Below are 21,597 nucleotides of genomic sequence, written 5' to 3' on the forward strand. Positions count from 1 at the left end.
GGCTCCTTCAACAGGGCTGCCGTCAACAGGACAGCCGGCGGAAGGCTCCGCCGGCCGATCCCGCGTCAGATTAGAGCTGGTCCTTCACCGAGACGAAGTAGCCGGGCTTGTAGGGTAGCGGCAGGAATCGCTCGTGCAGCTCCTTGAAGGTGGCGGTCGGATCCAGATCGGCGAAGAGATCGGGATGCAGCCATTTGGCGATCTGCTGCACGGCGACGAACTGATAGGGGTTGTTGTAGAACTGGTGCCAGATGCCATGCACCTCGCCCGATTTGACGGCCTTGATGCCGGTAAAGGCCGGGCGCTCGGTCAGAGCCTTCAGCTTTCGCTGCGCCTCTTTCAGATCCGCGCCATAGCCGACGCCCACCCAGGCGCCGCCCGGCACATAAGCCTGCCAGTTGCCGCCGGTGACGATTACCTGATCGGGATTGGCGGCGATGATCTGTTCAGGATTGACGGTGCCGAAGGTGCCGGGGATCAGGCTCTTGGCCATGTTCTCGCCGCCGGCGATCTCGACCATGCGGCCGAAATTCTCGGCTCCGAAGGACATGCAGCAATCCTCGGAATAACCGCCGGCCCGCTCGACGAAGACGAGCGGCTTCGTTGGCTTGGCCTTGTCGAGAACATCGGTGACCCGGCGGATCTGTTCGGCGCGGAAGCGAATGAAGTCTTCGGCCACCTGTTCGCGGCCCATCAGCGTGCCCAGCAGGCGCATGCTCGGCTCGGTGTTTTCCATCGCCTTGTCGCGGAAGTCGACATAAACCAAAGGGATGCCGACCTTGGCGAGCTTCTCGATATAGCCGGCCTCTTCGGTCGCGGTCTTGGAATCGATGTTCATGACGATGACATCGGGCTTCAGCGCCACTGCCTGCTCAATGTCGAAGGTGCCATCCTTCATGCCGCCAAAGACCGGAAGCTTGGCAATCTCGGGATATTTTGCCAGATAGGCGGCATAGGTTTCCGGATCGGCCTTTGCCAGATCGTCACGCCAGCCGACGACATGGGAGAAGGGCGCTTCGCGGTCGAGCGCTGCGAGAAAATAGATCTGTCGGCCTTCGCCCAGGATCACATGCTTGACCGGCACGTCGATTTCGACCTTGCGGCCGGTGACATCGGTCACGGTCTTGGGCTCGGCGGCAGCGGCGGTCATCAGCGCGGCCATAAGGCCGGCTGTGGCAAAAGCGGTGTGGAAGAAGCGGCGCATGAGACGGGTTCCTGTGGCAAGTGGCCGCTGTTTATGATTTTATGACTTTTGCAGTCAACTATTATCCACGCAATATGCGTAAAATCATGTGAAAGCCTTTTGTCGACTGTGGCTGGTAGAAAATGATCAAACAGCGCTCTGAAAGGGCAGAGGGCATGATGCGGGCGTCGATGTTCCGCAGCGCAGCAAGGGACGGATGAATGACCGGGGCAGACGCACGCGCAAGGGCAACGGAGCGCAGGGAGGGCGCAAATCAGACGCTGCGCGACGAGATAAAGGCCTATTGGTCGGCACGGGCGGAGACCTTCGATCTTTCTCCCGGCCATGAGATCTTTACCGAGGCAGAACGCGCGGCCTGGCAGGCGCTGATCCGCCGCCATCTGGGCGAAGCCAAGGGGCGCCCGGCGCTCGATCTGGCCTGCGGCACCGCCGTCGTCTCGCATCTCCTCGACGATCTCGGCTTCAGGGTCACCGGGCTCGACTGGGCAGAACCAATGCTGGAGCGCGCGCGAGCCAAGGCGCGCCAGCGCGGTCGCGCCATCACCTTCCGCATGGCCGATGCCGAAACGACCATGGAGCCCGATGCGGCTTATGACGTGATCGTCACCCGCCACCTCGTCTGGACGCTGGTCGATCCCGCAGCCGCCTTTGCCGAATGGCGACGGGTGCTGAAGCCCGGCGGGCGTCTGCTGATCGTCGATGGCGATTTCGTCAATCAGGGCTTGGCCGAACGGCTCGTCAAGCGGCTGTCGACGCTGATCCAGCGCGTCCGCCGTCGCTGCGTGGAGGCGCCGCACCAGTCCACCGCCGAACTGGCCGCCACCCACGCCGCGATCCTTCAGCGCGTGTACTTTTCCAGCGGGGCCCAGGCCGAAGCCGTGGCCGCACTTTTGGAGGCGGCCGGTTTCGTGAATGTGACCATCGACAGGAACCTGAAGGCGATCCACCGCGCCCAGTCCATTCACTGGACACGTCTGAAGGCGCTCTCGCGCAGCCTCGAGCACCGCTACGCCATCAGCGCCACGCGGCCGGTGGATGGAGCTTAGCCGGCTTTCTCACCCTTCCCGTGGGACGCTTTCCTGCAAAAGCCAGACAGCGGGTCCCGTCGCGCACTCATTCTCTTGCGGGCGGGCTGACAAGTCTGTGCGTTGTCGGGATCGCAAGACGCTCATCGCGCTCTCAGGGTGGCGGTTGCGGGGAAACTGCGCCATCATGCCGCCGCTCGACGGATGCTAGGGAGACGATCATGCTGAAAAACGCGCGTAAATTCTTCATCGACGGCGCCTGGGTCGATCCGCTCGGCACCGAGACGCTCGCGGTTATCGATCCCGCGACCGAGCAGGCTTTCGAAACCATCGCGCTCGGATCCAAAGCCGATGCCGAGCGGGCGATCGCCGCGGCGCGTGCGGCTTTTCCGGCCTTCGCCGCGACGCCACGTTTGGAGCGTCTGGCGCTTATGAAGCGCATCGCTGCCGTTCTGGAGGCGCGCAATGACGAGATCGGCGACATCATTTCCCGCGAGATGGGCGCACCGCTTGCCATGGCGCGCAGCGACCAGGCCGGCATCGGGCTTTATCATATCCAGGAGACCATCCGGGCGATGGAGAGCTTTGCCTTCGACTATATGCAGGGCACGACCCGCATCGTGCATGAGCCTGTCGGCGTCGTCGGCATGATCACGCCGTGGAACTGGCCGATGAACCAGATCGCAGCCAAGGTGGCGCCGGCGCTGGCCACCGGCTGCACCATGGTGCTGAAGCCTTCGGAGATCGCGCCCTTGAGCGCCATTCTCTTTGCCGAAGCTTTGGAAGAGGCCGGCGTGCCCAAAGGCGTGTTCAACCTCGTCCAGGGCGACGGGCCGACGGTCGGCTCCGTGCTGGCCTCCCATCCTGAGGTCGACATGATTTCCTTCACCGGCTCGACGCGGGCCGGCATCGCGGTCGCCCAGGCAGCCGCGCCGACCGTCAAGCGCGTGCATCAGGAGCTTGGCGGCAAGTCGCCCTATATCGTGCTGCGCAGCGCCGAGCTTGCCGATGCGGTGACGCTCGGCGTCGGCAAGATCATGGAAAATTCCGGCCAATCGTGCAATGCGCCGACGCGCATGCTGGTGCCGGCCGACCGGATGGACGACGCGATTCTGGCAGCCCGCGCGGCGGCCGACGCTATTCGTGTCGGGCCGCCGGCCGATCCGCAAACCCAGATCGGACCTCTGGTCAGCCAAGCGCAGTTCGACAAGGTGCAGGCGCTGATCAACAAGGGCATCGAAGAGGGCGCCGAGCTCGTAGCCGGCGGTCCGGGCCGGCCACCGCACCTCAACGCCGGCTATTATGTCCGTCCGACCGTCTTCGCCCGCGTCACCAATGACATGACGATCGCGCGCGAGGAAATTTTCGGCCCGGTGCTCTCGATTCTCGGCTATGAGACGACGGAAGAGGCCATCGCCATCGCCAATGACACGCCCTATGGCCTGGCGGCCTATGTTCAGGGCGCGCCGGAGGAGGCAAAGGCGGTGGCCGCGCAGCTGCGTGCTGGAACCATCAGGCTCAACCGCTCCGCCTGGGACGGCGCTGCACCTTTTGGCGGCTACAAACAATCCGGCAATGGCCGCGAATATGGCAAGTTCGGCCTGCACGAATTCACGGAAATCAAGGGCATCGTCGGCTATGGCGATGTGTGAGGCGGGCTGAGCCTGCCGCGGAAACAAGCCTTCTCCTCGTGGTGCGGCCGCCTTGGAAAAAATTGGCGGCCGGGCGGCGAAACTTTTTTCGGCTGACCTCGTTCAGGAGCAAATGCGTCTGTTCTTGCCATGGCGGTTGCCGGTCTGGCCGAGATTCGAGGCCAGCACGATCCTGCGCATGACACCGAAAAGCTCCCGCAGCAGCATGTCGCGATCTGGGGAGACATGCTGTGTCTGCCTGTCGGCAAGCGCACGCGCGACAAGCGCGCCGATATCCTCGCGATGTCGGCAGAAGCGCGCAGCCATGCGCAGCAGATCTTTGTGAAGATCGATTTCGTCGGCCGTTCTCTCGTCCCGGGCCTCGGACATGCAGTCTCCCTCCTCTTCTGTTGAAGTAGAAGAAGAATGCGCGGCCGCCCGCCCTGTTCCTGTCCGCCAGCGTACCAAGGGTGCTATCCTCCGAGATTTTCCTCAGCCTTAAGATGCGGGGCGTGTCTGGAATCGCTTCCATCAGAATGTCCTAATTGATAGACTTCCGACGTTTCGCAGGCGCGTCTAAGGGGCTGGATACGACTTTGAAGAAGCGGCGTTTTTCTCTCTGGCTCGGCCTTGCAGGGGTCGGATGCTTGCTATTTCTGGCTTATTGCGGATGGAAGCGCGTGGATGAGCCTTGGGGCGATCAGCGCGTTGCCTTTCGCCCTGCGAACCAGGATTGCGCCAGCACCGGCGCGATGCGCTATTGCATCTATCGAGATTCGCGCGGAACGAATGGCGACGTTCTCTACTATCTCCACGGCCGAAATCTCGACGAGAACGTCTGGAACGACGACACCTATTTCACGGCGTTGCTGCAGGCGGAATGGCAGCGGCTCGGCCTTGCCGCGCCGACCGTGGTCGCGCTGTCTTATGGCCGCAGCTGGCTGCTGACGACGAAGGGTCAGCGCGCCGAAAGCGGCATGATCGAGGACCTGATGGCGCATATTCCGGAGATCGAGGGCAAGCTCGGCAAGCCCAATCATCGGCTGCTGATGGGGGAGTCGATGGGCGGCCTCAATGCTCTCGTTCTCGGGCTCAGCCAGCCTACGGCGTTCGAGCGCGTCGCGGCGCTGTGCCCCGGGCTCTACAGCGTCTCGCCCTTTGCCCCGCTCGCACAGATCAGCCAGGCGATCACGGGCACCGGCGCCAGCCCCAAGATTGCCTTCGGCGTCTGGCTGATGGCGCGCCATTATCTGGCCGATGAGGCGGAATGGCAGCGCATGTCGCCGCTCTCATTGATCGAGCAGGCCGACGCCAACTATCCCGCTCTTTATCTGTCCTGCGGCCTCTATGATGCCTATGGCAATTTCGAGGGATTGCAGCGTCTTATGGAACGCGCAGCAATCCGTGGCGTCGAGACCGAATGGCACCCGCTTTATGGCGGTCACTGTGCCATCGACATTCCGTCGCTGGCCAGGTTCCTGGCCTCATGAGCTGTATCTCGAAGCAGCCGCCACGGCCTCAAACGGCCAGACATGCAACCGCCTTGTGCCAGCGCGCGGCATAATCGCCTATATCAAGCGGCGCCACCGCGCTGGCCTCGGGCTTGGAGGCGATGGCGCCGGTGAGAAGCGCCGCACCGGCGGAGGTGCCGGTCGAGCCTTGAAGCGCCAGAACCTCGGCGCCGGTGACGCCGGAAAGCGCGGCGAGATAGGTTGGATTGGCGCAGAACGGGCCTTCCACCAGGATCGGCCCGTCCCGGCCGAGAAGCGACAGGCCTTCGGCGGTCATCAGCGCGAGATAAAGGGCAATGGCCGCATGGCGCTCGGCATTGCTGACGCTATCGGCCTGCGTCCATCCGCCCTTTCGCCCCGGAAAGGGCCCGGAGCCGGGCGCGGCATTGGGCAAGACCATCAGTCCGCGCGCGATGACATCGGGCACGGCGGCGGCGATCGCGTCCGTGCTCTCCGGCGCGAGCCCTTCGCTCAGGAGTTCATATTCGCGCCCGCCCATGAAGCGGGCCGAGGGCACGGCGCGGCCGAGCGCGTCGACATTGGCGAGCGTGTCGCGGGCGGGGTCGAGATGGTCGAGATCGCCTGATACGGCGAAGCTCACCACCCAGGTCCCGGTCGAGACCACCGAAAAGGCGCCCTGGCGCGCCATCAGATGCGGCAGCAGCGAGGCATTGCTGTCATGCAGGCCGCAGAAGACCGGGATATTCGCAGGCAAGCCGATCTCGGCGGCGATCTCCGGCTTGACCGGGCCGAGCGCGTCGAAGGCCGGCCGCACCGGCGCCATCCGGTCTGTGAGCCCAAGCCGCTCGACCAAGCTTGAAAATGCGCCGTCGCGCGGACGCCAGAGATCGGTGTGACAGCCGAGCGAGGTCACCTCATTGGCGAGAACGCCTGTCAGACGTCCCGACCAATATTGCGCATAGGTGACGATGGTCGCGACGCGCTCGAAATCCGTCGGGAAAGCGGTCTTCTGGTAGTGCAGCTGTGCGCCGAGATTGAGCCCGCCGGAAAGCCGTGGCGAAAAGGTCTCGGCGAAATCTGGCCTGAGGCGGTCATAGGCTGCCTGAATCTCGGCGGGATAGAGATGCTCGTAATCGAGGACTGGCATGGCAAGCCCGCCCTTGGCATCGAGCAGCGCGGCCGCCGCGCCATGGGTGGTGACGGAGATGGCCTGAAAGCTGGTCTCCTGATAGATCGCGCCGAGCGCCTCCAGGATGAAGCGCCAGAGCCCTTCCGTATCGTAATGCGGATAAAGGCCGTCGGTCAGCACCCGGTTCGGCATGCGCCGCGCCGCGATCTCGGCGCCGCTCTCGCGCTCGACCACCACCAGCTTGGCATTGGTCTTGCCGATGTCGATGACGGCGATGCGGGAAATCTGGTCAGGCATGGGGATGCGGCTCATGGAAGGTGAAACAGCGTCACGAGTTGGCCCTGGACGGGCGAATTGTCCGGGTTGGTCTCCATGATGTCGGCCATATGGGCCCACCAGCGCTTCATCACGGGATGATCGGGCAGGGCGTCCATGCCGTGATCCCTCGGCCGGGTCAGCCGGCCGAACAGCGTGTTGGTTTCCCGGTCCAGATGGATCGAATAGTCGCTGACGCCGGCCTCGCGCAGAAGCGTCACCAGCTCCGGCCAGATCGCGTCGTGGCGGCGGCGATATTCCTCCTCCATCCCGGGATGGAGCGTCATGGTGAAAGCATGGATTTCGCTGGTCATTGCCGGCTCATGGCTTTGATGCGTCCGGCGACGATCGGCAAGGCGATGGTGACGATCAACAGCAGGCCGATGAAGATCGACATGACGATCCCTGGCACATTGAGCAGTCCGAGACCGAAGGTGACGAGGCCCATGACGAAGGCCGCGATGACAACGCCGCCGATCGTGCCGGCTCCGCCGAGGATGGAAACGCCGCCGAGCACGACCATGGTCACCACTTCCAGCTCCCATCCTTGCGCGATCGAGGGGCGGGTGGAGCCGAGCCGGGAGGTCAGGCAGATCGCGGCGATGCCGCTCATCAGCCCGGTCAGCAGGAAGAGGATGAACTTCACGCGCTCGACCGGGATGCCGGAAAAGCGGGCGGCGAAGTCATTGTTGCCGATGACGAAAACCTGCCGGCCGAAATTGGTGGCATGCAGCAGGATCGCGAAGAGAATAGCGAAGCCGGCAAACAGCATCAGCTCGAAGGAGATCGGCCCCAGCACATAGCCCTGGCCGAAGAAGGCGAAGCTATCGGGATAGTTGCCATAGGCCTTGTCGCCGAGCACGATATAGGAAATGCCGCGATAGAGGCTCATCGTGCCGATGGTCACGACGATGGACGGAAGCTTCATGGCGGAGACGAGCAAGCCATTGACCAGCCCGCAGCCAAGGCCGACGGACAGCCCGATCGCCAGCAGTGCCGCCGTGCCGAAGCCGGCCTGGGCTGCCGCACCCATGGCGGTGGAGGCGAGCGCGATGATCGCGGCGACCGAGAGATCGATCTCGCCCGAGATTACCAGGAGCGCCATGGCGAAGGCGATCAGCGCCTTTTCCGTGAAGTTGAAGGTGGCGTCGGACAGGTTCCAGATATTGAGGAAGTAAGGAGACGCTAAGGCATTGGCGATGAAGATTACCACCGCCACACCGAAGAGCAGCACTTCCCAGCGGCGCAGGATTCGCGCAATCGGTGTGCCCAGCCGGTCGGGAATTGCGCGACGGGTCGCCGTGCTTCCATGTGCCTGGGCGTCGGGAATCGTTTGGGTCATGCGGCAAGCTCCTGGCTGCGCGGTGCGGCGGCGCGGTCGCGCAGGATGATGCGTCCACGGGTGCGCTCGCGCCGGGCGTTGAAGAGAACGGCAAGAATGATGACGGAGCCGGAGATCGCCATCTGCGTGAAGGGCGAGATGCCGATGACGGGCAGCGCATTCTTGATCACGCCGAGGAACAGGGCCCCCAACACGGTGCCGACCACCGTGCCGACGCCGCCGGCAATTGCCACCCCGCCGATGACGCAGGCCGCGACGCTATCGAGCTCGAAGCCATTGGCGATATCGACATAGGCGACCGCATAGCGCGAGACCCAGAGATAGCTCGAAAGACCGGCCAGGGCGCCTGAGAGGACGAAGGCGAGATAGCGCGTGCGCCCGACATTGATGCCGGCATAGACGGCCGCCACCGGATTGCCGCCCGCGGCATAGGCGGCGCGGCCGAAGGGGCTGTAGCGCAGGAGCGCGGCGATGAAGACGACGACGGCGATCGCGCACCAGGACAGGACCGGCAGGCCGAGCACCACGCTGCGCGGCACGTCGAGAAAAGTGGGCGTCATCTGATGCGCATTCACCCAGGCGCCGCCTGACAGGACGAAAGCCATGCCGCGATAGATCGTCAGCGTGCCGAGCGTGACGACGATCGGCGGAATTTCCAGCCGCCAGACCAGAAAGCCGTTGATCGCCCCGAGCGCCGCGCCGATCGCAATGGCGGCAAGCACGAGAACCGGCAGTGGCACGGCGGGAAAGGCGGCATTGACCATGGCGATCGCCATGCCGGTAAAGGCCAGATTGGCCGCCACCGACAGGTCGATGGCCTTGGTGAGGATCACCACCATCTGGGCCAGCGCCAGAATGATGAGGATTGCGGTGTCATTGAAGATCCGCCCGAGATTGTCGGGGCTGGCAAAGCCGGCCGCGCGCGTGGCAAAGCCAGCCACCATCAGGGCAATGATCAGGAACAGCAGCGTCTCGCGCCGTTTGAGAAAGCGGGCCATGGGTGTCATCCTTCAGGCGTTGCCGGTGGCGGCGCGCACGAGCGTTTCCGGCGTCAGGCCGTCGCGGTCGAAGAGCCCGGCCATCAGCCCCTCCTTCATCACCATCACCCGGTCGGCCATGCCGAGCACTTCGGGCAGTTCGGAGGAGATCATGATGATGGACAGGCCTTCGGCCGCCAGTTCCGAAATGAAGCCGTGGACAGCCGCCTTCGAGCCGATATCGATGCCCTTGGTCGGCTCATCAAGGATGATGACCTTGGGCTTGGTGGCCAGCCATTTGCCGATCACCACCTTCTGCTGGTTTCCGCCCGACAGCGTGCCTACGGGAACGGAAAGTGCTGCGGCGCGCAGATCCAGCCGCTCGGCATAGGTGCGTGCCAGCGCAAACTCCTCCGATGCGCGCAAAAAGCCTTGGCGGGAGGTGCGCGCCAGCGAAGGCAGCGTCATGTTCTGATAGATCGGCATGGGCAGGGCCAGGCCATGGCGGCCGCGCTCTTCCGGCACATAGACGATACCGGCGGCAATCGCGTCACGCGGGCTGGCGATCGTCACGTCCCGCCCTTCGAGCGCCAGACTGCCGCCGGACGGGCGCGTGATCCCGAACAGCGCCTGAGCCAGTTCCGAGCGCCCTGCGCCAATCAGGCCATAGACGCCGAGGATCTCGCCCTTGTGCAGCGTGAAGGAAATATCGCGAAACTCGGTCGGATGCGTGTATCTCTTGACCTCCAGCACTGGCGCGCCCGGCGTCACCGCGATCTTCGGAAAGGCGTCCTTGACATCGCGCCCGACCATGAGGCGCACGATGGCGTCCTGCGGCGTCTCTTTCAGCCGGCCGGCGCCGACCGAGCGACCATCGCGGAAGACCACGAAGTTCTCGGCAATCTCGTAGACCTCGTCGAATTTGTGGCTGATGAACAGCACCGCTTTGCCCGATGCCTTGAGGTTTTCGACGATGCGGAAGAGATCGTCGATTTCCTTGCGGGACAGTGCCGCTGTCGGCTCGTCCATGATGACGATGCGTGCCTCGATCGACAAGGCACGGGCAATCGCCACCAGATGCCTCTGGGCAATCGACAGATCTTTCAGCCTGATGTCGGGATCGATCGGCGCTTCCAGCGAGGCGAGCAGATCGGCGGCGCGGGCCTTCATTTGGCCCCAGTCGATGCGGCCGAAGCGACCGCGCGGCGCATGGCCGAGAAAGATGTTTTCCGCCACCGTCAGCTCATCGAACAGCACGGTCTCTTGATGGATCGCGGTCACGCCGTGATCCACGGCGCCTTGCGCAGTGGCAAAGCGCACGGGCTTGCCGTCGATCAGGATTTCGCCTTCGGTCGGGCGGTAGATGCCGGTCAGGATCTTGACCAGGGTGGATTTGCCGGCGCCGTTTTCGCCGATCAGCGCGGTCACCTGGCCCGGATAGAGCGCGATCGACACGCCGTCCAACGCCCGCACACCGGGAAAGACCTGGGAGATGCCGCGCATCTCCAGGATCGGCGCGCCATTGGCTGCGGCCTCGGCCGTCAGAGGCTTCTGGATCGTTGCGTTCATAATGAGACCTGTGGAGACGCAGCTTGCAGGGAACGTTTTCGGGAGATCCGCCGCCGGCAGGATGCGCCGGCGGCGAATTCAATCATTATCGATCATAATCAATCAACAGTCGGCGGGACGTGATGCGTATGGCCGGGGACCGAGACATGATCGAGCAATCTGAAGTCTGACAGCTCGATCCGCCTGCCGGCGTCGGCAACGACGAGCCACGCATCTCCTCTCGCCCACCGGAGCCCGATGGCGGGAAGAGACGCACGATCACGCCGCCCGTCCGATCAAAAGAAAAGGCCCTATGTTTGAGTGGCCTCTCCCCATCGGGAAAAGGGCCACGCAGGGAAGGCTTCGCAGTCCCTCTGGCTTCTCAGAGGGACCGCCTTCAGCGACGGTTCTCAGAAGACCTTCGAGAACTGGTCGATGTTGCCGGCATTGTAGATGAAGGGGGCGCCCATGGCGGCTTCGCCATTTTCGCCGACCTTGATCTTACCCATGCGGCCGGCTTCGATCTCCGAGCCCGGCTTGCCGTCGGTATCGCCCTTGACCAGGTGATAGCTGATCTGGGCGGCGCTGTAACCGAGGTCGATCGGGTTCCAGATCGCGAATTCCTTGGTCGCGCCCGACTTGATGGCGCCGGCCATTTCAGACGGCAGACCCAGGCCGGTGACATAGACCTGGCCGATCTTGCCGGCATCCTTGACGGCCTGGGAGGCAGCGAGCACGCCGACCGTCGTCGGTGCGACGATGACCTTGACGTTCGGGTTCGAGGTGAGAAGGCCCTGGGCCTCGCGATAGCTCTTGTCCGAGAGGTCGTCACCATAGACCGTGGTGACCAGCTTGAGGCCAGGGAAGTCCTTCAGCTGCTTCTTCATCTCGCCGATCCAGATGTTCTGGTTGGTCGAGGTGGTGGTGGCCGAGAGGATGGCGAAATCACCCTTGCCGCCTTCGAGATGGTCGGCGGCCAGCTGCAGGCACATCTTGCCGATCAGCTCGTTGGACGAGGGGTTGAGCTGCAGGATGCGGCCGGCAGGCGCAACGCCGGAATCCCAGGAAATGACCTTGATGCCGCGCTGCGCGGCCTTCTTCAGGGCCGGAACGACCGCGTCTGGATCGTTGGCCGAAATCGCGATGGCGTTGACGCCCTGGGCGATCAGCGCGTTGATGACTTCGATCTGGCCTTCGGCCGTCGTCGAGGTCGGGCCGGTATAGATGATTTCAACGCCGCCGAGCTCCTTGGCGGCTTCCTGCGCGCCCTTGTTGGCAGCTTCGAAGAAGCCATTGCCGAGCGACTTGACGACGAGGCCGATCTTGATGTCGGCGGCCGAAGCGCCGCTCGCCATCAGGGCCACGGCCAGCGCCACACCGGCTGCCAGAGCTTTCTTCAATGTCATTGGTCTTTCCTCCTGTTGGGTAGACTTTGCGGTTTCCCTCCTCGATTCCGCAGCGCAACCGCTTACGCCACGGAACTATCCTCGATTGCCGCATCGGCGCTCTGCGCCGTCGGGCTGACGACCACCAGCTTGACCCCGCGCGCTTCCAGCATGGCAGCGGCGTCATCGGGCATCTGGTCGTCGGTAATCAGCGTCGTCACCCGCTCCAGCGGGCAGAGAATCAGGCTGGAGCGGCGGCGGAACTTGCTGGAATCCGCCAGCACCACCAGCTCGTCGGCCTGCTGCATCAGCTTCTGCTCGCTCTGGATGATCAGCGCGTCTGCTTCCATGATGCCCAGCGGGCCAATGCCCTGCGCCCCGATGAAGAAGCGCCGGGCATAGAAATTGCGGATCGCATCATTCTCGAACGGCGAAAGGATCAGGCTCTGCTCGCGATAGACGGCGCCACCCGGCAGCGTTACCGCGTTTTTCGAATGCTTGATCAAATGCTCCGCGATCGCGAAGGAGTTGGTCATTACCTGCATGCGCTGATTGAGCATGTAGTGCACCATCTGAAAGGTGGTGGTGCCCCCATTGATGATCAGGGCATCGCCTGGTGCACAGAGCTCGACGGCAGCGCGGGCAATTGCGCGTTTTTTATCGATATTGACTGATTCAGAAACCTTAAATGGCCGACCGGCGAGATTGCCGAGTTGCGGCGGATGCACGGCTTCCGCCCCACCACGCACGCGTCGGATCTTGCCTTGCACATGCAGCGACGCGATATCGCGCCGGATCGTTGCCTCGGACGCTTCCGTCAATTCGGCAATGTCCTGAATGGTCACGACGGATTTCTCCTGGACCGCGCTCAGAATAATGCGATGGCGTTCACGTTCGTGCATCTCGTCCTCCTGAGGGCTTTTATTTCGCAATCGTGAACGACTGTCAATCAGTTCCGATCATATAATTTCATGATGCGCTGCAACATTGTCGAATTTGATCGAAAACGATTGACAAGCGCGCCGGGCGTGAGTGATATCGCCTCAAAGCGCGCCGCAAGTCCAGCCGGCGATCGCGAAGACATCTGAACTTGGGAGGATGATATGACAGCTGAAGTCCGGCTTCTGGATAACCGCTGGGACGATGCTTATGCCGCAAAGCTCGACGAGCCCGGCAAGCTTCTTTACCGCTCCAACCTGCTCGGCGCCGACAAGCGCATCACCAATTACGGCGGCGGCAACACCTCGGCCAAGGTGATCGAGACCGATCCGCTCACGGGTGAAAAGGTCGAGGTTCTCTGGGTCAAGGGCTCGGGCGGCGATGTCGGCACGATCAAGCTCGACGGTTTCGCCACGCTCTATATGGAGAAGCTCGAGGCGCTGAAGGGCCTCTATCGCGGCGTCGAGGACGAGGACCGCATGGTCGGCTTCCTGCCGCATTGCACCTTCAACCTGAATGCCCGTGCTGCTTCGATCGACACGCCGCTGCATGGTTTCGTGCCGTTCAAGCATGTCGACCACATGCATCCTGATGCGATCATCGCCATCGCCGCGTCGAAGAATTCCAAGGAACTGACGCAGGAAATCTTCGGCGCCGATATCGGCTGGCTGCCCTGGCGCCGCCCCGGCTTTCAGCTCGGTCTCGATCTCGAAGCCTTCGTGCGCGCCAATCCCTCGGCCAAGGGCGTTGTGCTCGAAAGCCATGGCCTGTTCACCTGGGCAAATGATGCCAAGGAATGCTACGAACTGACGCTTGCCATCATCAACAAGGCCATTGCCTGGTTCGCGGCAAAGACCGAGGGCAAGGCGATTTTCGGCGGCGCCGCCGCCTCCAGCCTGCCCGAGGAAGCGCGCCGCGCCATCGCCGCGCGGCTGATGCCGGAAATTCGCGGCCGCATCGGTAAGGAAGAGCGCAAGCTCGGCCATTTCGACGACCAGCCGGCCGTGCTCGAATTCGTCAATTCGCGCAATCTCCAGCCGCTGGGCGCGCTCGGCACCTCCTGCCCGGACCATTTCCTGCGTACGAAGATCCGTCCGCTGATCGTCGATTTCGATCCGGCCAAGGGCGATGTCGATGCTGTTGTCGCCGGCCTGGATGCGGCGCTCGAAGCCTATCGCGCCGACTACAAGCGCTATTACGACACGTGCCGCCACGACAATTCGCCTGCCATGCGCGATCCCAATCCGGTGATCTTCCTGGTTCCGGGCGTCGGCCTGTTCTCTTTTGCCAAGGACAAGGCCACGGCCCGCATTGCCGGCGAGTTCTATGTCAACGCCATCAACGTGATGCGCGGCGCCTCCACTGTGTCCGAATATCAGGGCCTGCCGGAGCAGGAAGCCTTCGACATCGAATATTGGCTTCTCGAAGAGGCCAAGTTGCAGCGCATGCCGAAGCCGAAATCGCTGGCTGGCCGCGTGGCTTTCATCACCGGCGGCGCCGGCGGCATTGGCCGGGCAACGGCGGCACGTCTGGTTTCGGAAGGCGCCTGCGTCGTTCTGGCCGATATCGATGCCGGCGCGCTGACCGAGACCCGCAAGGAGTTCGAAGCGCGCTTTACCAATGATGCGGTGCGCACGGTGATCCTCGACGTGACGCGCGAGGATGCGGTGACCGCGGCGTTCGCCGAAGCCAGCGTCGAATTCGGCGGTATCGACATTCTCGTCTCCAATGCCGGCATCGCCTCTTCCGCACCGGTGGAAGAGACCACGCTTGCGATTTGGCAGAAGAACATCGACATCCTCGCCACAGGCTATTTCCTCGTCTCGCGCGAGGCCTTCCGCCTGTTTCGCCGGCAGGGGCTGGGCGGCAATGTCGTCTTCGTCGCCTCGAAGAACGGCCTGGCTTCCTCGCCGAATGCCTCCGCCTATTGCACGGCCAAGGCCGCTGAAATCCACCTTGCGCGCTGCCTGGCGCTCGAAGGTGCGGATGCCGGCATCCGCGTCAACACCGTCAATCCCGATGCCGTTCTGCGCGGCTCGAAGATCTGGACCGGTGAGTGGCGCGAGCAGCGCGCTGCCTCCTCCAAGATCGAGGTCTCGGACCTGGAGGAACATTATCGCAAGCGCTCGATGCTGAAGCTCAACGTGTTGCCCGAAGACATCGGCGAGGCCATCTACTTCCTCGCATCGGATGCTTCGGCGAAATCCACCGGCAACGTCTTCAACGTCGATGCCGGCAACGCGCAGAGCTTCCCGCGCTAAGGCCAGGCCATGCCGCGGCGCCTTGCCTGAGGCCCCGCACTGCATCGCCTATGGAGGAGCGACCGGCCATGTCCGCCCGCGGGGCAGCGGACGGACATGGTGGGAAGATGAGGGGCCGCAATGCTGGCTGTCGCGGTCCCTCATTTCTCCTTCTGCGGCCGGTCATCAGGATCGCCTGATCGCCGGATCGAGCCGACGACATGCAAGATCCGGGGCGGGCATCGCGCGCCAGGAGACTGTCTGCTGTGAGGACAGGCAGCTGGTCACGGATCGATCGGCAACCTCGTCGCCAGCCAAATGCCGTCAGACATCTGCCGCCCGTCCAAGGCGGCCTGACCGGAAGACCTATTCGGGAGGACCGACATGACCGACACACGTATCGCGGCTGATATCATCGCCGCCGACCATGAGCGCCGCGGCGCTGCACTTAAGACGGATTATCAGGCGCTGGGCGAGAAGCTCGCGCGGTCCGGCATCGATATCGAGGCGGTGACCGCCAAGGTGGCAGACTTCTTCGTGGCCGTGCCCTCCTGGGGCGTCGGCACGGGCGGCACGCGCTTTGCCCGCTTTCCCGGCGAGGGCGAGCCGCGCGGTATTTTCGATAAGCTCGATGATTGCGCCGTCATCCAGGAGCTGACGCGGGCAACGCCAGCCGTGTCCCTGCACATTCCATGGGACAAGGCCGATCCGAAGCTGCTTCTGGAGAAGGGCGAAAGCCTGGGCCTGACTTTCGATGCGATGAATTCCAACACCTTTTCGGATGCTGCCGACCAGGCGCATTCCTACAAGTTCGGCTCGCTCAGCCACAGCCAGTCCGCTGTGCGCGCGCAGGCCGTCGAGCATAATCTTGAATGTATCGAGATCGGCAAGGCAATCGGCTCCAAGGCGCTGACGGTCTGGATCGGCGACGGTTCGAACTTCCCCGGCCAAAGCAACTTCACCCGCAGCTTCGAGCGCTATCTCGCCGCCATGGCCGAGATCTACAAGGCTTTGCCGGATGACTGGCGGCTGTTCTCCGAACACAAGATGTATGAGCCGGCTTTCTACTCGACCGTCGTGCAGGATTGGGGCACCAATTATCTGATCGCGAGCACGCTCGGCGAAAAGGCCTTCTGCCTCGTCGATCTCGGCCATCACGCGCCGAACACCAATATCGAGATGATCGTTGCCCGGCTGATCCAGTTCGGCAAGCTCGGCGGGTTCCACTTCAACGACTCCAAATATGGCGACGACGATCTCGATGCCGGTGCGGTCGAACCCTATCGCCTCTTCCTCGTCTTCAACGAGCTGGTCGATGCTGAGCATCGGGGCGTTGGCGGCTTCCATCCCGCCCATATGATCGACCAGTCGCACAATGTGACTGACCCGATCGAAAGCCTGATTTCGAGCGCCAATGAAATCCGCCGTGCCTATGCCCAGGCGCTGCTGGTGGACCGCGCCGCTTTGTCGGGTTTCCAGGAAGACAATGATGCGCTCATGGCTTCGGAAACGCTGAAGCGCGCCTACCGCACCGATGTCGAGCCGATCCTGGCCGAAGCCCGCCGACGCGCCGGTGGCGCCATCGATCCCTTGGCCACCTATCGCGCCTCCGGCTATCGCGCCCGTGTCGCGAGCCAGCGGCCGAAATCACAGGGCGGTGGCGGCGGCATCATCTAAGCCTTTGTCAGCACCACGATCGACAAAGCCCCGGTGGAACGCCAAGCCACCGGGGCTTTGTCATAGATGGAGGTCGTCCGGAGCGATTTGAGCGGCGGAGAGCACGGCAAGGCATCGAGAGCAGGCTTGGCACTCGTTGCACTCAAAAGGCGCTCCCCGGCGCCCTTGCGATATCTGCGCCTTGCTCGAATTGTTTCCCATGAATCCTAGGAAATAAAGGTATCATGCAGAAAGATTTTTCGCGAAATTTCGATTTTTGAAATAAAAAATTGACAGTTTAGCCAATCGGCCGTATACATGCCCCATCGATTTTTTCTTGCCGAGCTTTTGTCTACCGCGCGATTGGCACCGCGCTTTGAGCGAACCCTCCTTTAAAATCTCGTTACCACCATCTGCAGGGCTGTGCTCTGCGGTCGTTCAATATGCTATGAGAGGGTTCAATATGACCACTGGCACCGTAAAATGGTTCAACGCCACCAAGGGCTTCGGCTTCATCCAGCCTGACGACGGCGGCGCTGACGCCTTCGTTCACATCTCTGCTGTCGAGCGCGCTGGCATGCGCGAAATCGTTGAAGGCCAGAAGATCGGCTACGACCTCGAGCGGGACAATAAGTCCGGCAAGATGTCTGCCTGCAACCTCCGGGCTGCCTAATTGCTGATATCGCCGAGCCGCTGGCCCTTTCAAAGGGCGGGCACATCGGCGATTGATGCCTGACTGTGCGGCATCGGCCTCACCGGCCGGTTCCGCCAGAGCCTATCCCGCTGATGTCAGTGGGAATGCGGCGCCTTCCGGGCGCGCAATGCGGTGGGCGAGACGGGTCGATGCCCTTGGTATCGGTCTTACGTTTCGTGAAGGTCTTTCGATCTTCGCGCCACCTGTGCCGCAGCGCTGTGCCGACGGGCAGGCGGCTTTAAAAAGGCCCTACCCAAACCGAAAGCATGGACTTCCTAGTCCGGATTTGCGCCATGCTTTGGAGCTGATTGATGTTTCCTTTGACCACGGATGTACTGGCATTGTGAAATGCATGACGTTGAACGAGGTCAGGCAGGATGCCTGGCCTTTTTTGTTTCCGCCCCGCTTTAACCTCGGCCGCTTCGCTTTGCGATCGATCACCCTGTCGCGCTTACCGGGGTGCTGCAGGCGGGGATCTGATCGGCAATCGGCTGAAAGCGGCACGACCTCTTGATTGCGCACTGCGCGATCATTGCTCGCTCAAGGCTCACGCACCGTGTCACGCAGCCCGTTTGCCCAGGCGAGAGGCCACCGAGCTTTCAGCGCACCCTGGGCTCGAACTGGTTTCGATCATTGGCACGATGCCGCAGGCAGCGATCCGGTCGCCGCTCTCGGTTCGGGACCAACGTGATCATTCGTCAGATCAGCGTCGATTTGAGAGATGATGACGACAATCCAGAATATGACGGCGTCCTTGCGCGACTGAACACGCGCATGGCGCTGAAGCGCATCGGACAGGCGCTTGATGCCGTCCGCGCGGATGCTTCAAGGCCTGCGCGACCAAGAGGAGGACCAACCATGACAGAAACATACAGCAAGACGCGCCAACAGGCCGAGATCGCTTTCGGCAAGACGCAAACGCAGGCGGTTGCCCGCGAACGTGCTTTCGAAGAGCTTGATTCCATCGCCGTGGCGCGCGACGAAAAAACGCGCCGTCTGCGCGACGCGCGCTTGGCACGCGACCAGCAGGACACAGCCAGCCGGCCGGGCGCAAAGCGCGCGAGCAAGCGCTGACACCAACTTGAGGCGCATGGCGATCTTTTCGGATCGGATTGGCGCTTTAGGTCTTGTTTTGATGCCTGTGCCTGTTGCAAAAGCGCCGCAAGGTTTTGCACGACACGCCCTTATCTGAACGGAAGAGACATTTGAAAAACAGCAGAGACACCGATCTGGCCGGACGCCGCACCGCAGCGCAGGAGGCCAAAGCCGCCCTTCTCCAGGCCTACAAGGCTGCCCAGGAGGCCGATGCCCCGGGCCGCGCCGCGCGCCTGGCCGAGCGGGCCGCCATATCCGCCGCTCGTGAGGCACGCCGCGCCGAGCGCGAAGCGGCAAAGCTGGCCGAGAAGCAGCGCCTGGAGGCCGAAGCCGCCGAGCGCGCCGCTGCCGCAGAAGCCGAAGCCCGCGCCGAGATCGAAGCCCGCGAAGCCGCCGAGGCCAGCCGCATTGCCCGCGTTCTGGAAGACGAAGCGGCCCGCAAGGCCGAGCGCGACCGGCGCTATGCCGCCCGCAAGGCGCGCAAGAACTAACGCTTCATTGCGTCGGCCATGCTGCCGCCTGACTTGTTGTCAGGCGTGATGCGCAGGGAGCACGGCCCGCAGGCCGTGCCATTGTCCAGGACGGGGTTTCAAGCCGGAACGGCTTGAAGCATGGCGAGCGGGTTGACCTCCTGCTCGCGGCGTTCCGCTTCGGTCACAAGCGCCAGATCCAGCACCTTCTGCAGCTCTGCCGCATGGCGGAAGCTTGGCTCGCGTGTGCGATTTTCGCGCACGGCCTCGACGAAGCGCTCATAATTGGTCGCCATCGTGCCGGCATCGATGTCGCGCCATGTGCCCTTTTCCACATCCTCGCCGAAGCAGCCCCGCAAGGAATTACCTGTCGGCGTGTGGATCACTTCCAATGCGCCCTTGTCGCCATGCATGCGCAGGCGCAGCTCGTTGAGATGCCCGGTCGCCCAGCGGCTGGCATGAATCACGCCCATGGCGCCGTTCGAGAACTCCACCGTCATCGTGAAGCTGTCATTGGCGTCGAGATCATAATCGCCGATGCGATTGCCCGGCGCTTTCTCGAAGGTCTTGAGGCGGGCGAAGATCCGGTCGATCTCCGTGGCGGCGCCATAGCCGGCAAAGTCGAGAATATGGATCCCGACATCGCCAAGCACACCATTGGAGCCATGCTTGGTGGAAAGCCGCCAGAGCCACTGATCCTCCGTTGCCCAGTCGCCCCAGGCCTTTGAGACCAGCCAGCTCTGGAGATAGGAAGCCTCGATGTGCCTGACATGGCCAATCTCGCCCGAGAGCACCATTTGCCGGGCCTTTTGCACCGGCGCGACATTGCGATAGGTGAGGTTGACCATGTTGACGAGGCCTGCGGCCTCCGCGCGCCGGGCCATCTCGTCGGCCTTGGCGTAGTTTTCCGCCAGCGGCTTTTCGCAGAAGACATGCTTGCCGGCGGCGATCAGCTGCAGCGTCGTCGGATAATGCACCCGGTCAGGGGTGACATTGGCGACGGCATCGAACTGGCCCCATTCAAGGGCCTCTTCCAGGCTGGTGAAGGTCTCGGCCACATTATGGCGCGCTGCGAAGGCGCGCACCTTGGCAATATCGACATCGACGGCTGCCACGACCTGGCAGCCGGGGATGGTGGAAAACTCGGTGGCGTGCCGGTTGGCCATGCCGCCGGTGCCGAGAATGAGAAGACGGACGGAATCGCTCATTTGTAGCCTTCCTCGCCGGCCTGGTGCAGTTTCGGGCCGCGTTCGGTGATCGGCTCCAGCGCCTTGTCGACAGGCACGTTCGGCGCGTCGTGGAGAGCGGTGAAGGCCGGACCCGGGCGGTAAGCCCATCTCACCGCATTGGCGATGATCGTCTGCACCGTTTCGTTGTGATAGGTCGGATAGGTCTCATGCCCCGGCCGGAAATAGAAGATATTGCCGGCACCGCGCCGCCAGGTCAGGCCCGAGCGGAAGACCTCGCCGCCGGAGAACCAGGAGATGAAAACGGTTTCGAGCGGCTCCGGCACCGAGAAGAACTCGCCATACATTTCTTCATTCTCGAGCACGAAGTTTTCCGGAATGCCCTGAGCGATCGGATGGCCGGGATTGACGGTCCAGATCCGCTCGCGCTCGCCGGCCTCACGCCACTTCAGCGCGCAAGGCGTGCCCATCAGCCGCTTGAAAATCTTGGCGAAATGGCCGGAATGCAGGACGATCAGGCCCATGCCCTCATGCACGCGCCGGACCACGCGCTCGACGATCGCATCATCCACCGCGCCGTGATCCTTGTGCCCCCACCAGATCAGCACATCCGTCGCGGCCAGGCGCTCAGCCGTCAGGCCGTGCTCCGGCTCCTGAAGCGTGGCGGTTTCGGCCCGGATACCGTCTCGCGAGTTGAGCGCGCCGGCGATGGCCGTATGCATGCCATCGGGATAGACCGCGCGAACCACCTCATTGATTCGCTCATGAATGTTCTCGCCCCAGACGAGTGTTCTGATCGTCACGTCTTCCTCCTTGGGGCCCTTGCAGGCTTTGCCAGCCTGCCCCGATCCTTACGTCGGGTGGGCGTGTCTGCGTGTTGTCGGCGGTCCGCCCCGGCAGGTGGCGGTCGCCGGATGATCGTCAGTTCAGGCGCGGTGCCGCTCCTCAAGCCGGCAAAGCCAGTGGCCGCTTTCATCGAAGGAGTGGCCCGTCCCCCCGTCGCCCGTCAGTGCGACCCGCTCCGTCGACTGCCACGATGCAGGGCCGGCGTGGCGGACGACGGCAGGTGCTCGCACGCCAAGATCGACTTGGACATGGCTGTCGGCAGTATCATGGCTTCCACCGGATGAGGGGAACGAGGGATGATTGTGGTCTCCGGCATGGAGAGTTGCAGTTTGGCGATTTCAGGACATTTGGCAACGCATGAGGTGGGGTCAAGGTCCGCCAGCGCTTTCAAAAAGCAAAATGCGACGGTCTTGGGCGAGCTGCCAGTCTGGCCAGATGGGCT

General features: G+C 63.0%; 19 protein-coding genes. 9 read left to right on the top strand and 10 right to left on the bottom strand.

What is annotated here, in order from left to right; genetic code table 11:
- Window positions 1-70: 70 nt before the first annotated feature.
- Window positions 71-1,162: an ABC transporter substrate-binding protein gene (locus BMX61_RS10475; RefSeq protein WP_234794659.1), complete on the bottom strand. Its 1,092-nt coding sequence runs from the start codon at window positions 1,160-1,162 to the stop codon at window positions 71-73.
- Window positions 1,163-1,404: 242 nt separating this feature from the next.
- Here BMX61_RS10475 and BMX61_RS10480 point away from each other — a divergent pair, with 242 nt between their 5' ends.
- The 4 genes from BMX61_RS10480 (at window position 1,405) to BMX61_RS10495 (ending at window position 5,350) form a co-directional block, all read left to right on the top strand.
- Complete coding sequence (locus tag BMX61_RS10480) at window positions 1,405-2,250, top strand: class I SAM-dependent methyltransferase (protein ID WP_075629867.1); 846 nt, start codon at window positions 1,405-1,407, stop codon at window positions 2,248-2,250.
- Window positions 2,251-2,453: 203 nt separating this feature from the next.
- Window positions 2,454-3,881, top strand: coding sequence for an aldehyde dehydrogenase family protein (locus tag BMX61_RS10485; protein WP_075629935.1), 1,428 nt, complete (start codon window positions 2,454-2,456; stop codon window positions 3,879-3,881).
- Between the two features lie 129 nt (window positions 3,882-4,010).
- Window positions 4,011-4,274 carry a hypothetical protein gene (locus BMX61_RS24295; protein WP_139198908.1) on the top strand — a complete coding sequence of 88 codons (264 nt, stop codon included), beginning with the start codon at window positions 4,011-4,013 and terminating at the stop codon, window positions 4,272-4,274.
- Window positions 4,275-4,540: 266 nt separating this feature from the next.
- A complete protein-coding gene (locus BMX61_RS10495; protein ID WP_210186280.1) occupies window positions 4,541-5,350 on the top strand; it encodes an alpha/beta hydrolase-fold protein in 810 nt (269 codons plus the stop codon).
- A 28-nt stretch (window positions 5,351-5,378) separates the two neighbouring features.
- On the opposite strand, the gene BMX61_RS10500 is transcribed toward BMX61_RS10495, so the two are convergent.
- From BMX61_RS10500 to BMX61_RS10530, 7 genes are all read right to left on the bottom strand, one after another.
- Window positions 5,379-6,758, bottom strand: a complete 1,380-nt coding sequence (locus BMX61_RS10500; protein WP_075629865.1) for an FGGY-family carbohydrate kinase — start codon at window positions 6,756-6,758, stop codon at window positions 5,379-5,381.
- An 11-nt stretch (window positions 6,759-6,769) separates the two neighbouring features.
- Window positions 6,770-7,090 (bottom strand): L-rhamnose mutarotase, encoded by a 321-nt coding sequence (gene rhaM, locus BMX61_RS10505; protein ID WP_075629864.1) that lies wholly within the window; start codon window positions 7,088-7,090, stop codon window positions 6,770-6,772.
- On the bottom strand, window positions 7,087-8,118 hold the full coding sequence (locus tag BMX61_RS10510; protein ID WP_075629863.1) for an ABC transporter permease: 1,032 nt from the start codon (window positions 8,116-8,118) through the stop codon (window positions 7,087-7,089). The genes rhaM and BMX61_RS10510 overlap by 4 nt, the downstream gene beginning before the upstream one ends.
- The gene (locus BMX61_RS10515) at window positions 8,115-9,116 is read right to left on the bottom strand and encodes an ABC transporter permease (protein ID WP_075629862.1); all 1,002 of its coding nucleotides are present in this window, start codon (window positions 9,114-9,116) and stop codon (window positions 8,115-8,117) included. The genes BMX61_RS10510 and BMX61_RS10515 overlap by 4 nt, the downstream gene beginning before the upstream one ends.
- A gap of 12 nt (window positions 9,117-9,128) precedes the next feature.
- Window positions 9,129-10,664, bottom strand: coding sequence for a sugar ABC transporter ATP-binding protein (locus tag BMX61_RS10520; protein ID WP_075629861.1), 1,536 nt, complete (start codon window positions 10,662-10,664; stop codon window positions 9,129-9,131).
- 389 nt (window positions 10,665-11,053) lie between these two features.
- Window positions 11,054-12,049 carry a rhamnose ABC transporter substrate-binding protein gene (rhaS, locus tag BMX61_RS10525; protein ID WP_075629860.1) on the bottom strand — a complete coding sequence of 332 codons (996 nt, stop codon included), beginning with the start codon at window positions 12,047-12,049 and terminating at the stop codon, window positions 11,054-11,056.
- Between the two features lie 62 nt (window positions 12,050-12,111).
- Window positions 12,112-12,930, bottom strand: coding sequence for a DeoR/GlpR family DNA-binding transcription regulator (locus BMX61_RS10530; RefSeq protein ID WP_075629859.1), 819 nt, complete (start codon window positions 12,928-12,930; stop codon window positions 12,112-12,114).
- 201 nt (window positions 12,931-13,131) lie between these two features.
- On the opposite strand from BMX61_RS10530, the gene BMX61_RS10535 reads away from it, so the two are divergent.
- From BMX61_RS10535 to BMX61_RS10555, 5 genes are all read left to right on the top strand, one after another.
- Complete coding sequence (locus BMX61_RS10535) at window positions 13,132-15,228, top strand: bifunctional rhamnulose-1-phosphate aldolase/short-chain dehydrogenase (RefSeq protein WP_075629858.1); 2,097 nt, start codon at window positions 13,132-13,134, stop codon at window positions 15,226-15,228.
- A 363-nt stretch (window positions 15,229-15,591) separates the two neighbouring features.
- Window positions 15,592-16,884 (top strand): L-rhamnose catabolism isomerase, encoded by a 1,293-nt coding sequence (rhaI, locus tag BMX61_RS10540; protein ID WP_075629857.1) that lies wholly within the window; start codon window positions 15,592-15,594, stop codon window positions 16,882-16,884.
- A 442-nt stretch (window positions 16,885-17,326) separates the two neighbouring features.
- Window positions 17,327-17,536: a cold-shock protein gene (locus BMX61_RS10545; RefSeq protein WP_075629856.1), complete on the top strand. Its 210-nt coding sequence runs from the start codon at window positions 17,327-17,329 to the stop codon at window positions 17,534-17,536.
- A 795-nt stretch (window positions 17,537-18,331) separates the two neighbouring features.
- On the top strand, window positions 18,332-18,631 hold the full coding sequence (locus BMX61_RS10550; protein ID WP_407703763.1) for a hypothetical protein: 300 nt from the start codon (window positions 18,332-18,334) through the stop codon (window positions 18,629-18,631).
- Between the two features lie 131 nt (window positions 18,632-18,762).
- Entirely contained in the window at window positions 18,763-19,143 is a 381-nt protein-coding gene (locus tag BMX61_RS10555) for a DUF6481 family protein (RefSeq protein WP_075629855.1), read from the top strand.
- 98 nt (window positions 19,144-19,241) lie between these two features.
- Here BMX61_RS10555 and BMX61_RS10560 read toward each other — a convergent pair whose 3' ends face one another.
- The gene (locus BMX61_RS10560) at window positions 19,242-20,330 is read right to left on the bottom strand and encodes a Gfo/Idh/MocA family protein (protein WP_075629854.1); all 1,089 of its coding nucleotides are present in this window, start codon (window positions 20,328-20,330) and stop codon (window positions 19,242-19,244) included.
- Window positions 20,327-21,112 (bottom strand): ThuA domain-containing protein, encoded by a 786-nt coding sequence (locus BMX61_RS10565; RefSeq protein WP_075629853.1) that lies wholly within the window; start codon window positions 21,110-21,112, stop codon window positions 20,327-20,329. The genes BMX61_RS10560 and BMX61_RS10565 overlap by 4 nt, the downstream gene beginning before the upstream one ends.
- Between the last annotated feature and the right edge of the window lie 485 nt (window positions 21,113-21,597).

The organism is Xaviernesmea oryzae, from assembly GCF_900109605.1.
GTDB classification, from domain to species: domain Bacteria; phylum Pseudomonadota; class Alphaproteobacteria; order Rhizobiales; family Rhizobiaceae; genus Xaviernesmea; species Xaviernesmea oryzae.